The sequence below is a fragment of the Lewinella sp. 4G2 genome (assembly GCF_001625015.1).
Lineage (GTDB): Bacteria > Bacteroidota > Bacteroidia > Chitinophagales > Saprospiraceae > Neolewinella.
The window spans coordinates 3522147-3537072 of the sequence record NZ_LVWJ02000014.1 but is presented as its reverse complement, the minus strand read 5'-3'; the positions used below and the strand labels follow the sequence as shown (position 1 = coordinate 3537072).

The following is a 14926-nucleotide window of genomic DNA, read 5'->3' as shown; positions in this document are numbered from 1 at the left end:
ACAGATCATGTACTCAACCATACGCACTCTTTTCCTCGGTTTTCTCTTTTGTTGTTCCTTTTCGGCCTGCAACGATATTTTGGAACCGGAGATCTACAATCAGATCGATGCTGAACAGTTCCCTCAGAGTGAGGCGGATGTGGTTTCAGCGTTCATTCCATTCTACGCCCAATTCAATACGGATTACGGGAGTACGGACATTACCCGCGGGAACGTCTTTGATTTCTCTCTTTCCGCCAGTTTCCTCGGCTACACCTGGGCTACTTCAACCCAGACGGATGAGGCTTTCGACCTTTTCTTTTTCCCCTACAGTACGTACACCTTGGGCCCAGCCACGGTGCTGAACTCCAGTGGGGAAGCCTTTTACAACCGGGTTAGTTACGTGGCTAAACTGACGAGCCTAATCGATAAGATCGAGTCCTCCGATCTCGCGAATAAAGAAGCGCTGGTAGCCGAAGCCAGGGGCCTACGCGGGTGGTTTCAGTACGTGCTCTTCGACCTCTACGGCCCGGTCAGCGTGAAGCTGGACCCCGCAACGCTGGACGACAATGATTTTCTCGCCCGCCCTTCCGAAGCTGATTACGTAGCTGGCATGGAAAGTGATATGATGGCCGCCATCGACGGTCTGCCCAGCCGCTACAACGGAACCAACGACTGGGGCCGCCTCTCACAGGGCCCGGCCCGGATGCTGTTATTCAAGCTATACCTGCACTTGAAAGAATGGGAGGAAGCTGCCGCGATCGGTGAGGACCTGACGGAAATGGGATACGCATTGCAGGACGACTATAAAACTGTGTTCACCCAGGAGCAAAATTCGGAAGTCATTTTTGCGGTGCCTGGTGGCCCGGCGACTTTCAACATCTGGTACCCCTGCATCCTACCGTTTGACGCTAAAGAAGTGCTCGGTAACGACGTAACGATGGGGGAAAAGTACAAGCTCAACGAGATGCCCTGGTCGTTTTACGATACCTACGCGCCGGAGGATGAGCGCCTGGAAACCATCGCCGCTGAGTACGTCAACAACGGTGACCAGGTGATTGGCCGAGGCAATGGCCTCAGTGGAGCGATCCCAATGAAGTACACGAACTACGTAGAGAATGGTTTTGGTTTTGATTTTGTCCTTTTGCGATATGCGGACGTCCTGCTTTCCATGGCTGAAGTGACCAATGAGTTGGAAGGACCAAGTGCTACCGCGGTCGCCTACGCCAAGCAGGTGACTGACCGGGCGGGGACGACCATTCCCAGTTCTGCTACCGCGGATCGGGATGCCTTCCGAACTTTCCTGCTGGCTGAACGCGGGCGTGAATTGTACTGGGAGTTTGGTCTACGCCGTCAGGATTTGATCCGCCACGGTAAGCTAATTGAGAACGCTCAATTACGGGGAGTAAGCGCTGCCGCACACCAAGTACTGTGGCCGATTCCTTCGGACGTGATCATCGAAGCCGGTACGGTTATCGAACAGAACCCGGGATATTAAACCTTACCTTGCCAAGCCACGCTGAGGCGTTCATTTCCTAACCGTTAATCCTTCTATTATCCCATTCGTGCTGCTTCTGGTCCTGCTCCTATTCGTGCCGCTCGGGGTACAAGGTCAGGCAATAACGGCTACGGTATCATTCGACCAGTTAACGGTCAACGATGGCCTGTCTCACAGTGACGCTAATGCAGTTGTACAAGACGAGGAAGGTTTCGTTTGGATTGGCACCAATAAGGGATTAGACCGATTTGATGGCAATAGAATAAAGAGCTACTACTTCGAAATTGGCCATCCACATTCCCTGTCCGGCAACCGGATCAGTAAGCTTTACCACAGCCCGAAGGGAGATTTATGGGCGGGGACGCAGAATGGTGGCCTTAATCTTTACGACCGGTCCCTGGATCGCTTCATTCGGGTCAATGAGGATCAGTTCCCCGCAGAATTAGCTGCCACTGCGGCTCAGCTCAGTAGAGCGCACATCACCGCCATTACCGAAGACGGTAATGGCGGTTTGTGGGTGGGCACTTTCAACAAGGGTTTGTTTCTGATCTCCCGCAAGCCATCCGGTGCCTTTAGCATGTTACAACGGTTCTTCCCCGATGAGGACCGTAGGCTGGTACAAATACAGGATGCCGTCACCCTTGAAGATGGTTCCGTCCTCGTGGGCACCCAAGGAGGCTTATACCGCGTTCAGGACGAGCAGGTGGCTTTCGTCAAAGCTCCGTTCCGGAACATCAGGGCTTTTCATCGCACACCCGGTCTTGGTTGTTGGCTTATTGCGGATGGCAGCGTGTGGTTTACCGCGAGTACCGGCGATGCCCTTCAATTTTCAGTAGTTAGCTCTGCGATCGATTTCCCAGAATCGTTTTCAATTTGGTACGACTCGATTGGTAATCTCTGGATCGGCGGGGCGTACGGATTAAAGCGGTTTGAAAAACCGGACGTCGATGATTTTCTGAAAACAAAGCGCCCAATTGCGGGGGGGCGATTTGATGCATTCCGCGTACGACCCGAGGTAAAAGGCTCCCTCAATTCAGGGCGCATCCACGATCTTTTTGAGGATGAATCCAAGGTGCTCTGGGTGGCGACCAGTGCAGGAGGGATCAATAAATTGAACTTGCTGTCGAAACCTTTTGTAACCGAGAACAGCTCACTGCAACCAGGCTGGGGGCTTACGGACAACTACGTAAGTTCTATCCTTTCCGAGCCGCACCGCAACCATCTTTATTTAGGTACCCGTGACGGACTCGCAAGGATCAACACCCAGACCGGATCGACCAGTCATTTCCTGAAAAATGAGGACGGAGACGGCGACACCAAGATTGAGATCACCAGCCTTCTGAGAAGCTCAAACGGAGCGCTCTGGGCTGGTACGAATATTAGTGGGCTGCAGAAGATAAGTACAACCGGAGCCACTGAATTTTCGCTACTGCTACCGGAAGATGCGCCCTGGAAAAACAGCGTCATCGCACTGGCCGAGGATGATGAACAGAATTTGTGGGTAGCGACCCCATACCTGGGGCTGTTTCAATTGAACGCCACCGGTCAGGTCACGGCGAGGTACCGCACTGATGAAGAAAGCTTCCCAACGGATCACCTGACTTCGCTTCATTTCGATACCGTACATCAGGAACTCTGGGTGGGTACCCAAGATGCTGGACTGATAATAATGGATCTAGGTGGTGAACAGCCAGAGCTGAAACAGCACCTAAAGCACGAACCGACGGATGCCAACAGCTTGGCCGTCAACTACGTTTGGCCAGTCGCGGCCGGCAGTAACGGAGAATACTGGGTGGGAACGCTCGGTGGAGGGCTCCACCAACTCAATCGTGAGACCGATGGAAAAATATCCGTGACACGGTTATTGAAATATTTCCCCGATAGCGATGTAGAAAGTATTTTGATTGATAGCTCCGATAACCTGTGGCTCGGTGGGCAGGGAATTGCCAGGTTTGATCCCGTTCAGCAGGAGTATTTACGTTTTGACGTTGACGATGGCCTACAAAGCAATTCCTTTAAAGTAGCCTCGGCGAATAAGGATGCAAACGGCCGGCTGTGGTTTGGCGGGATCAATGGCGTTACCCATTTTGACCCGACCCAAATCAAAGTCAATCCGATCCCTCCGGTTGTGCGGATTACCGGATTACGTATACTCAACGAAACCGTCAGTATTGGGGAAGCACTCAACGGAAGGGTTGTCCTTCCCCGTAACCTTAGTTCCCTTGAAAAGCTGGACATCTATACCGGTGAGAACGACTTTTCGCTTGAATTTGTCTCGCTCCACTTCGCCAATCCCGCTAAGCATCAGTACGCTTACCAATTGGAAGGGTATACCATGCCGGGTAGCTGGGTTTCCGTGCCTCCGAGCCGGCTCAGCGCCAGTTTTGCTAACCTCGACGCGGGGGAATACACCTTCCGCGTAAAGTCTACGAACGGCGAAGGGGTATGGTCCAAAAACGAAGCGGGCTTGAATATTGTGGTGCATCCACCCTGGTTCGCCAGCAATCTAGCCAGATTGATCTATGGTCTGATTCTTTTGTTCTCCATCTGGCTGGCGCGGCGGCTCTTCCTGGCGCGCCAACGCTTGAAGGCCGATCTGCTCATCGAGCAATTGAACCGGGAGAAAGAGCGGGAGATGAACGACGTCAAGCTCAAGTTTTTCACCAACGTATCCCACGAACTCAGGACGCCACTTACGCTTATCCTCGGGCCCATTGAAGACCTGATGGCCAACGTTTCCAGCGACGCCGCCAAGCAGAAAATAGAGCTGCTGAATGGGCAGGCGCACAAATTGCTGGATACCGTCAATCAATTGATGAACTTCCAGAAAAATTCTGCAGAGCAGACCTTGTTTCAGCCCTTGAAACAAGACCTCACCACTTATCTGGAAGGTTTGCTCGAAGCTTATCAGTACCAGGCAAGTTCGAAGAACATCGAATTGATCTTTCGCAAGCCGGACAATCCCACAACCATTTACTTCGACGCGGCAAAAATGGAGGTATTGTTTACCAATCTTGTGGCCAACGCGCTGAAATACACCCCGGCACGCGGGCGCATTGAAATCGGCCTCGCGCTACATGGACATACCTCGGAGGACGCTGTACGGGAGGAAAGTAAACTCACCAATCACTACGTCGAGCTGACCGTCGCTGATAATGGGGTAGGGATCCAGGCAGATGAGCTGGACCGCATTTTCGACACCTATTACCAGGCGGCGCAAGCGGAGTCCATGCTCGTCAACGGAACTGGTATCGGTCTATCACTGGTTAAAAGTATCGTCCTGCTGCACGAGGGGACGCTTCAGGTTGACAGTGCTCCCGGCCGGGGCACGGCGTTCAAAATTCAGTTGCCGTGTGGTACCGGACATTTAGCGTCCGAATTTTTGCTTGCCCCGCAAAGCCTGGCACCTGCGGCAGCGCCAAACGAAGCGTCGCGGGAAGTGGTCGAAACGAATAATCGTACACCCGGTCCTGACGCTGGGCACCTGTTGATCGTCGAGGATAACGAGGAAGTCCTGGCCTACGTGGCGTCGGTTTTTGAAGATTCATTGCACATCACCACCGCCCGGGACGGGGCGGAGGCTTGGCCACTGATTGAGCAGCGGACACCCGACCTGATCATCAGCGACGTGATGATGGAACCGATGGACGGTTTGACGCTCTGCCAAATGGTGAAGGAGAACCCCGCCACGGCCCACGTCCCGGTGATCTTGCTTACCGCCCGGACGGCCACCGTGCACCAACTCGAGGGACATAACCGGGGTGCCGACGTTTATCTCACCAAGCCATTCGCCCCGCGACTATTGCGCGCGAAAGCATTGGCCCTGCTTGCGAATCGCCACAAGGTCGGCCGCTATCACCAACAGCAATCGTTGATGACACCCACGGCGCCGGATCTGCCCGATGAAGAGCAGGCGCTACTTTCCGACGCGATGGAAATTGTCGAAAAGAATATTGGCAACCCCGATTTTTCGGTAGAAACCTTGGTCGCTGAAATGAACATGAGCCATTCGGTGCTATACCGAAAATTGAAAAAAAGCACCGGTTTATCCCTGCAGCGTTTCATCAACAATGCCCGGATGCGGCGTGCCGCGCAGTTGTTGGAGGACAAGAATATCCGCATCGCGGAAGTAGCCATGCAGGTAGGTTTTGATGACCCGCATTACTTCAGCAAAACGTTTAGCAAGCACTTTGGGGTGCCGCCTTCGCGGTATGGTGAGTAGGGTGGGTCACGGGCCGTATGGCGATGGTTAAAATCAACGTTTGACTCAATCATCCGTCTCCAAACTTCCCCACCAATCTGCGTTGGGCGACCAATTTTCATCATACTGGGCGGCACGCGTTCGTTCCAGTCGTTCCTTCAAGCTTCCGCGGTAACTTTCTAGTACCGTGGTTCTGGCTTGTGGGTCGTACGTGGGGTCCTCTAGGGGATATTTGGCATTCTGGGCGTCCAGGAAAGACAATAATCGGGTACGCATTTCCTTTGCCCGCATAGGGTATTTAGTGGACAAATCCTGTTGCTCTCCGGCGTCAGTTGACAGCTGGTAAAGTTCATCCCGCCCGTCCTCGTAGTAGTGGATCAATTTCCAGTCGCCCCGCCGAAGAATTGAACTCGGTTCACCGCCCTGGTTCCCGTAGTGCGGGTAGTGCCAAACAAGATCGCGTTCCGGTAGTGTATCTCCCGAAAGTGCTGGAATCAGGCTGATGCCATCTCGGTGCTCTTCGGGTTGAAGGCGTAGGCCAGCCAATTCGAGCAGGGTAGGGTAGAGATCCACACCAGTCACCAAAGACGTCGGTTGCGAACCCGGCTCGGTATACCCCGGTGCGTAAAGTAATAGGGGAACCTTGATACCGCCCTCCCATTGGTACCCCTTTCCGCCACGAAGCGGTAGTAGGTTAGTGGAATAACCATCGCCACTGACGACACCGCCGTTGTCGGACGTAAAAACAATGATGGTACTGCTCAGTAAGCCGTTTGCTTCTAGTGAATCCAGTACGATCCCGACCGCGTCATCCATTTGTTCCACCAGCCCGGCGTATACCGGATAGTCCTGCGCCAAGCGGTAGGGCAGAACACGTTCCATGGTAAATCCCTCGTCCGCCACGCCCGCTTCTAAAGCTTTTCGGCGGTATTTATCCCACTTCGCCCGGGTACTTTGGACCGGCCCGTGCACGGCATAAAACGATAAGTAGGCGAAAAAACTACTGTCCTGGTAAGCGCTGATGAAATCGGCCGTTTCCCGTGCCAGACGGAGGGTTAGGTTCTCACCATTTTGTCCTTCGCGCAGTTTTGGATTTTTGAATGGCGCGTAGTAACCGCCGCGGGGTCCTCCACTTTCAAAACCTCCGACGTTGATCTCAAAACCGTGGTCCTCCGGCCAGGAGCCTTCGCTTCCAAGGTGCCATTTCCCGGCAAAAAAAGTTTTATATCCTGCCTCCCGGAAAGCCTCGGGCATGGTTTTGTTGGCGGCGGGAAGCGTACGCACGTATTCCGCGGGTAGTAGCTTGTTGTGCCGTTTGTGGGTCCGCCAGTTTTCTCCGGTACGCGCCCCGATCCAATCCGTTATGCCGTGGCGCGCTGGTATCTGTCCGGTTAGCAGACTGGCGCGGCTGGGGCTGCAAACCCGACAGTTTGCGTAGCCATTCGTGAACCGGGCGCCCATAGCGGCCAGCCGGTCTAGATTTGGCGTTTCGTAGTACGAGGAACCCATGCAGGCCAGGTCAGAATAGCCGAGGTCATCAGCCAGAATAAAGAGGACGTTGGGCTGATCGGGTGTCTTGACATTCTCCACAGTTCCTTCCTGCCTGGAAGCACACTTAGCCATCAACGCCAGCATCAACAACAGCACAAAGGCCCTGAACGAAATGGATTTCATGAAGCGCAGTTTAAACTGTTTAAGGGCGCTGCCGCGGGTGCGAGGTTAATTGGCAAGTAAGAAAATGACCACTATGAGACTGGAATAGAACCCCGGTATTTGGGGACTACTAATCAAACTCGCTAAGGTCCCACTCAGGGAGCCAGCGGAGCGTGGGATTCTCTTCTTCAAATTTAATGGGTAGCCACACGTAGGTACCGTCGATGGGGTTTTTGGGTGCCCACCTATCTCCCATAAAGATGAAGGCATTTTGCTTTCCAAGTACGGGAATCACGTAGGTACTTTGGCTACGAAACGTCTTCTTGAGGTCCTCTTCGCTTCCCCGGACGGGATTGCCCAGCTCCTCCCAGGGGCCAAATATCGTTGGCGCTTTGGCGGATCGCGCCGGGTTTGGCTTCCATCCCGTCAGACCGGAAGAGATCAAGTAATAAGTACTGTCCTTCTTGAATACGGCGGGGGCCTCGTTCCTTTTTCCGGGTAAAATTCTCACGTAATTATCCGTGACCTTGGTAAAATCGTCAGTCAATTCACTGACGTGCAGGGTTTGATTCTCTTCGGATGCGGTAATGTGGTAAGCAGTTCCGTCAGCATCTTTGAAAAGGGTCATATCCCGAGACATCTGCCCGCCTTCGTAATCCCTCACCAAGTAGGCACCGACCCTCCCCAGTTCCGGCCGCTTCAAGGAAGTGTCCTTAAGCGCGGTAGCTGCTAGTTGTTGCTGTTCCAAGGTGAAATTTTTGGGGTAGACCCCAGGGTGAAGTCGCCGACTGGTGAGATAGGTATACGGGCCGGTAACCTTATCGGCCGTAGCTACTCCGGCCAGTGCTGCCTCGTAACCTTTGCCCTTCAATTCGTGGTGGAACCACATGACGTACTTACCCGTCTTGTCGTTATAAATGACTTTTGGCCTTTCGATAGTTGACCCTTTTTGCAGCATACTCTTCGTATCGCCGTGTACGGCCAATGCAACGCCTTCGTTCGTCCACTCCGTTAGATTTTTCGAAGAATAGACCTGTACACCAACCATGGCCCGGTTACCTTCCTCACCCGCGATCTTATGTTCGCCAAACCAATAGTAAGTGTCGTCCTCGATGTATATGCCCCCGCCGTGGGCGTTGATGTGCTGTCCATCGGTATCCAGCCAGCGTTCAGCACCGGGTTTGATTGTTTTTTGCGCTTCGCGCGGTGCGGTCTTCTTTTGGTTACAGGAAAATAGTCCAGCCAAGCCAATCAATATCAGGGCAATTATTTGTGGTGAGGACGGCATTAAGAGTGGTTTGGGTTATTGACGGGTGTTTACTCGGTATTATCGACCGAATAGATTTACGTGACTGATTATTTGCGAGAATTCCGCATTTGGGCGGGGTCTTTGTAGAGCACGGTGTCATTCTGCATAAGCCGCTCGTAAATATGGCGGGTAACCTCGTTCCACCGTTCCCCTTCTACCCAGATCGGATCCTTCAGGGTATTTTCCCAGGCTTGGAGGGCCAAGCTTAGACTATCATGCAGGTCTTTATCGCTTGTTGCCAGGTTTGTGTCTTCGTCTATTATGTTGTTCCGGGAAGCGTAAACCACGTCGCCGAATTCATCCAGGTGGATGAGTTTATGATCGCCGTAGCGAATGGTGGACATCTCGTCCTTACGCCAGTACAAAGCCTCATGGTTAGGAGCCTGGCTATCCCCCTTCTCCAGCAGGGTAAGCAGGCTCGATCCGTCCAGGGCTGGGGCCGGGGTTCCACCGGCCGCGTGGATGGCAGTCGCGTAAACATCCAGCGAAGAAATCATCCCAAAGTGTTGATTGCCGGCAGGTAACCTATTGGGCCAACTGGCGAGGAAGGGAACCCGGAGGCCACCTTCAAACTGATTGCCTTTCCAGCCTTTTAGCGGGCCAACCGAACTGTCGTTACTGTGGGCACCACCGTTATCACTCAGGAAGAAGATCAGCGTATTTTCATACACGCCGTTTGCTTTGAGTGATTGAATGACCCGCCCTATGGCCCGGTCCATGGCGTATACCATGGCAGCGTAGACGGGTCGATCGTGGTTGGGAAAAAGAGCCAGATCTTCCTCGGTCGCCTCCATTGGCGTGTGCGGCGCATTGAAGGCGAGATAGGCGAAAAAGGGCCGGCTATCGGTAGCTCTCTGCTCGACGTACCGCGCGGCTTTGTCGCCTAGTTCATCGGTGAGGTATCCTTCAAAATTAGTCTGCGCATAATCGTCGAGTAAAGCGTGAGGATCCCCCGCCCGGTCAACTTTTGGATCAGGAAAATAGGTGCGCCCTCCGGCCAAAAACCCGTAAAAGTGGTCAAAACCATTACGCAATGGGTGCTGGTGTTCCATCTCGCCTAGGTGCCATTTACCGAAGGCTGCGGTGTGGTAGCCTTCATCCCGTAAAGCTTCGGCAATACTGATCTGGTTGGAATCGAAAGCTCGGGCTTGCAGGGGTTCCAGGTTACATTCGTGACCAAACCGTTGCTGGTAGCGCCCGGTCAGCAGGCCAGCCCGGCTGGGGCTACAAACACTGGCCGACACGTACGCCTGAGTAAAAATGGTACCGTCCAGAGCCAATTGGTCAAGATTAGGCGTCCGTAGATCAGCCGCCCCCTGGAAACCAAAATCCCCCCATCCGGCGTCGTCCGCCAGGATGAGAAGGATATTGGGTCGTGCTGGGCTTAGTACTTGGTCATCCGTAACAACGGTGGCGCGTTCCGAAGAAAAACAGCCACTAAGGCCGGTCAGCACCAGGGCCACAAGACAAATTCGTAGCGCCAGTTTCGAATAAGACATATGAATATGGGGATAGGGTAACTAAGGGGAATACGGATCGTGGTTGCAAAGAGTCGCGTTGAATGAGTAGACTTACCAGCCTGGATTCTGAACCACATTCGGGTTGTTATCCAATTCTCCAAGTGGGATGGGGAAGAACTCGTGTTTACCCGCTTCAAAAACTCGGTCGTGAAAGGAGATCGATGCATAAGCTTCGTCGACAATACCCCAGCGGAAGAGATCAAAGAGGCGATTGCCTTCGAAACCAAACTCCACCCGGCGCTCCAACCGAATGGCATCCCGCATACCCTCCTGGTCAAGACCTTCAGGAAGTCCGGGCATACCCACCCGGCTCCGCACCTGATTGACGGCAGCATAGATACTCTCGTCCGGGCCCGAGGCCTCATTGGCTGCCTCGGCGAACATGAGCAGGACGTCCGCATAACGGATCAGGTAAAAGTCCTGCCCTCCTTCCTGGCCACGTACGGGGTTAGTGTACTTTTGATAGGCGTAGGGGATTACGTAATCAGCGGGGACGAACGGAATATCGGCCTGATTTTCGCCTTCACGGGTAAAGGTGGCGTCCCAACGTGGGTCACGATTCTCCCAGGGCATCGCCGGATTGTATAATGGGCTTTCGCTAATGGAGAGACCGTCCGTCATCTGAAAGGATTCAACAAACTCCGGGAGTGGAAGAATATTGACGCGGTGGCCGGAAAATTCTTCTGTTTCCCCGGCAATGAATTGCGTGTATTTCACCGCCCAAATAATCTCGCTGGCGTTTTCGTTGGCCGGCGTGAAGAGCGCACCGTAATCTTCATAAAGGCTGAAATTCATATCCATTACTTGCTGGGCTGCGTCAGCGGCAGCCGCCCAGTTCTCTGCGTAGAGATTGGCCTTGGCCAGCATGGCGAGTGCAACGGCACGGTCCACGCGGGCGGGGACGTTGTCTGGCAAAAGGTCTACCGCAGTGGCGAGGTCGCTCAGAATGGCGGTGCGAATAACTTCCCGGTCCGTCGTAGCGGGAGGAGCGTCTAACTCGAGTGGCTCAGTAAAGAAAGGGACGTTACCGTAAAACGTCGTGAGATTCAAGTAACCCAGGGCGCGGAGCACCAGGGCTTCCCCGGTGAACTGGTCCTTAGCGGCCTGATTAATGTCCATGTCCGGGACGTTCGCCAAAACCTCATTAGCCCGGTTGATAACGGTGTAATTGCCCACCCAAAGTTGGCTTATTACGGCCGTCGTGTTTTGGTGTCGTCCTTCACTGATTTCGAGGTAGCCTTCAAAATCGAAGTTATTGTAGGCGTTATCGCTGGCCGCTTCAAAATCGAAGATGTTCTTGCCGTACAGGTTGTTGGGTTGCAGGGCGGAATAAATGCCGAGGACTGCGGCGTCAGCGTCTGCTTCCGTTTCCCAGAAGCTGAATTCGGTGACTGCATTTGGGTTATTGCGGGCAAGGAAATCAGACTCGCACGAGCAGAGGACTGTTACTAGTGCCAGGATATTTATAAGATTAGAAAATCGCATGATGTTATGGTTGCCAGTGCCAGTAGAAGAATTAAATCTTCTAGTGCACGGATTTGCTTAAATTGTTTGGAGGTAGTTGAGATCAGGCGGTCGGATAGCCGCTTTCGATGCCTAGAAGCTAACGGAGAGGCCAGCGGCGTAAGTAGTAGTTTGGGGGTGAAAGGCCATGTTTGTCACGCTCGGAAGCCGTTCCGGATCCCAGTCTTCCAGGCCGGTAAACGTGAGCAGATTCTGCCCACTTACGTAGACCCGCAGCTGGTTCAGCCCGACCTTGTCGAATGCCGGCCCTCTGAAGGTGTAGCCAAGTTGAACATTTTTAAGGCGTAGGTAACTTGCGTCTTCCAGCCAGTAAGAACTGATTGGTGAATTGAAAGCACCGGCCACGTTTACGCGAATAAACTCTTCACTGGGGTTCTCCGGCGTCCAGCGGTTCAGCCAGCGGCGTACGGTATTTGCCCGAGGGTTCTGTACACCATCGTTGCCCCACCCACGGCCGTAAACACTTACGTCACCAACGCCTTGAAAGAGGGCGGAAAAGTCAAAACCGGCGTAAGAGAAGTCCAGATTAAAACCGTAACTCAGCCCGGGGATTTGATTGCCAATGACGGTGCGGTCCTCATCGTTGATGACGCCATCACCGTTCTGGTCTTTGTACTTAAGGTCCCCTGGCGAGGTGCCTGCAAGTTGAGTGGCGTGCGCCTCCACCTCCTGTTCGGTTTGGAAGATACCGACTGCTTCGAGCCCGTAGAAGGAATTGATCGCTTCACCCTCCTGAGTGATGGTCACCCCATCAATGCGAATCTGGTCGTTAAAGTCAATGACTTCATTTTCCAGCGTAGCAAGGTTACCACTAATGCCAAAACGGAACTTTCCGAAGGTATTCTGGTAACCGGCCAGAAATTCCCAACCGCTGTTGTCCACAACCGCCGCGTTCTGGGTGGGTGAGCCAACCGCTCCGTAAGAAGGCGCCAAGGGAAGACTGGTCAGGATACCATCCGTCCGCTTCACGAAGTAATCCGCGCTGAGGTTGACCTTGCCGTTCCACAGGGCCACGTCGGCACCAATATTTGACGTCGTCGTTTCTTCCCAACGCAATGCGGGGTTGGCGTATCCGGTGATGGCGGCACCACTGATGATGTTGCCATCCGCATCGACGTAATTCTGCTCAATGTTGATGTTCTGAATGTAGGAGTAGTTGCCAATCTCCTGGTTACCTAGCGTTCCCCAACTGGCGCGGAATTTTACGTCGGCTACCTCCGCGATGCTTTCCAGAAAGGCTTCCTGAGTGGGGCGCCAACCAAGGCTGAACGATGGAAACACTCCGTACTGATTCTCACGCCCAAAACGGCTGGACCCATCACGGCGGATATTGGCCTCAAACAAGTAGCGATCGTCAAAAGTATAGTTGAAGCGACCGAATAAAGACTGCAGCGCCCAGTCTGACCGGCCGCCGGTCACGGTAGGGTCCGTGATCCCAGCGTCAAGTACGCTGAGCCCGCCGGCCAGATCCATCACGGAAGAACCAAAGTTGCGATTCTTGGTATCGATCGCGGAGTGCCCTACGAGCAAATCAAAAGAATGTTGGCCGATGCCCCGGTTATACGTCAGCAGATTATCAATTTGGTACTGGGCCCGACTGGCGAATTCGTTGATGAGCGAGTTGTTCCTAATGCCGCCGGCGAAGACGCCGTTGAAGCGGACCACCTGGGAGGTAGGGGTGAAAGACTCCAACGTAGATGAATTGTAGGAGTAGCCCAGATTGGTTTGGAAACGCAACCCATCCATTAATCGGATTCCGAAGTTACCCTGTAGGGTGATTCGGTCACTGATGTCCTGCAAATCTCCGAGCAGTACCCTTTCGATGGGGTTTTGTACCTGCTTTGGGTTGCCGGTTCCGAGGGTAGTGAACCCCGCCAGCTCCCCGGCAAAGTCTCCGGTGTTCCAACGCACCGGAACGAGTGGTTGGCTGAAATACATCCGGCGTACGATTGTGGTGGTCGATGCTGCGGATGCCCGGCGGTCCTGGCGGTAGGCACCGATATTCAGGCCGAAGTCTATTCGGTCACTAAGCTGCGTCTGTACGTTTGCCCGAAGGTTGTACCGCTTCGCTCCCTGCTTTTCAATGAGCCCATCTTGATCTTGAAAAGACCCGTTGACTTGGAATTGAGATTTTTCCGTACCGCCACTGATGCCAAGATCGTAGCGGCTGATGAAACCATTACCGAACACCTCGTCCTCCCAGTGGGTGTTTGGGTAGAGGTCCGGATTGTTTCCCGCCCGCAGGCTGTCAATGGTAGCCTCCGTGAAATACGCAGGGCGGCCGGCATTAATGCGGGCTTCGTTCTTAAGTTCGGCGTACTCCCAGGAATCCACGAACTCAGGCAGAATAGTTGCCCGTTGGGTGCCCTGGAAAGTGGAAAAATTGACCCGCGTCTTACCCGCCTTCCCGCGCTTGGTTGTCACGAGTACTACGCCGTTGGCCGCCCGCGCTCCGTAGATCGCTGATGACGCCGCATCCTTCAGGACGCTCACGCTTTCGATCTCACTCGGGCTCAGGTTCCCTAGGTCCCCGAGGGTTGACTGGAGGCCGTCAATCAGAACCAGTGGGTTGTTCTTTGCGGTGTTATTGGCGTCACCTCCAATGCTACCCGCGCCACGGATACGGATAATGGCTTGGTCCGAACCCGGTTGCCCGCCGGGCATGGTGAGCTGAACGCCCGCGGCCTGCCCCTGCAACAAATTGAGGGTATTAGGTACCGGGACGGCCGCCAGTTCCTCAGCGTTTATGGTGGAGATGGCCCCGGTCAGGTTGACCTTCTTCTGGGTGCCGTAGCCGACCACCACAATTTCGTCCAGTATCTCGCTATCGGGCTGCAGCGAGAGGTCAATCGACGCCCGGTTACCGACAGCTTCCCGTTGGGCACCGTAACCTGTGTAGGTAAAGTATAAGGTATCCACGGGGCTGGCCTGAATACTGTAGCGGCCATCAAAGTCGGTGACGGTGCCACTGGTTGTCCCTACAATCAGGACGGTCGCCCCGATGAGTGGCGTCCCATCCGGGTCGGTAATGGTTCCGGTGACCGTCCTGGCCTGAGCGTTTAGGGCAACGCTCCCGCAAAGGAGCAATAGCAACGTAAAGTATGTAGTAAGTTTTTGCATGACTGGTGAGTGCTTAGTTCGTTAGGACAAATGTCACTCAGTCCGGGAAAATAGGAGGGGGGTAAATCAGCCAACGGGGGGAGGTATTCACAGCAGGAGATGGCACTTTACGTTCCGCCCGG

The 14926-nt window shown here is 53.9% G+C and carries 7 protein-coding genes; 2 read left to right on the top strand and 5 right to left on the bottom strand.

The features are described from left to right. The first annotated feature begins 7 nt into the window (after positions 1-7). Together A3850_RS14625 and A3850_RS14620 are read left to right on the top strand one after the other, a co-directional pair. On the top strand, positions 8-1477 hold the full coding sequence (locus A3850_RS14625) for a RagB/SusD family nutrient uptake outer membrane protein (protein ID WP_068218001.1): 1470 nt from the start codon (positions 8-10) through the stop codon (positions 1475-1477). A gap of 67 nt (positions 1478-1544) precedes the next feature. After that, positions 1545-5699 (top strand): hybrid sensor histidine kinase/response regulator transcription factor, encoded by a 4155-nt coding sequence (locus A3850_RS14620; RefSeq protein WP_068217998.1) that lies wholly within the window; start codon positions 1545-1547, stop codon positions 5697-5699. 45 nt (positions 5700-5744) lie between these two features. Here the strand turns inward: A3850_RS14620 and A3850_RS14615 are convergent, their stop codons facing one another. From A3850_RS14615 to A3850_RS14595, 5 genes are all read right to left on the bottom strand, one after another. Beyond that, positions 5745-7352 (bottom strand): sulfatase, encoded by a 1608-nt coding sequence (locus tag A3850_RS14615; RefSeq protein WP_068217995.1) that lies wholly within the window; start codon positions 7350-7352, stop codon positions 5745-5747. 109 nt (positions 7353-7461) lie between these two features. After that, positions 7462-8577, bottom strand: coding sequence for a glycoside hydrolase family 43 protein (locus A3850_RS14610; protein ID WP_197494067.1), 1116 nt, complete (start codon positions 8575-8577; stop codon positions 7462-7464). A gap of 110 nt (positions 8578-8687) precedes the next feature. After that, positions 8688-10139: a sulfatase-like hydrolase/transferase gene (locus tag A3850_RS14605; RefSeq protein WP_082921836.1), complete on the bottom strand. Its 1452-nt coding sequence runs from the start codon at positions 10137-10139 to the stop codon at positions 8688-8690. 72 nt (positions 10140-10211) lie between these two features. Continuing rightward, complete coding sequence (locus tag A3850_RS14600) at positions 10212-11645, bottom strand: RagB/SusD family nutrient uptake outer membrane protein (RefSeq protein WP_068217988.1); 1434 nt, start codon at positions 11643-11645, stop codon at positions 10212-10214. Between the two features lie 111 nt (positions 11646-11756). Next, positions 11757-14804, bottom strand: coding sequence for a TonB-dependent receptor (locus A3850_RS14595; RefSeq protein WP_082921835.1), 3048 nt, complete (start codon positions 14802-14804; stop codon positions 11757-11759). Positions 14805-14926 lie beyond the last annotated feature (122 nt).

Excerpts from the sequence above, each read along its gene's own strand:
- A3850_RS14625 (WP_068218001.1), top strand. The coding sequence starts at position 8 with ATGTACTCAACCATACGCACTCTTTTCCTCGGTTTTCTCTTTTGTTGT.
- A3850_RS14615 (WP_068217995.1), bottom strand. The coding sequence starts at position 7,352 with ATGAAATCCATTTCGTTCAGGGCCTTTGTGCTGTTGTTGATGCTGGCG.
- A3850_RS14605 (WP_082921836.1), bottom strand. The coding sequence starts at position 10,139 with ATGTCTTATTCGAAACTGGCGCTACGAATTTGTCTTGTGGCCCTGGTG.
- A3850_RS14600 (WP_068217988.1), bottom strand. The coding sequence starts at position 11,645 with ATGCGATTTTCTAATCTTATAAATATCCTGGCACTAGTAACAGTCCTC.
- A3850_RS14595 (WP_082921835.1), bottom strand. The coding sequence starts at position 14,804 with ATGCAAAAACTTACTACATACTTTACGTTGCTATTGCTCCTTTGCGGG.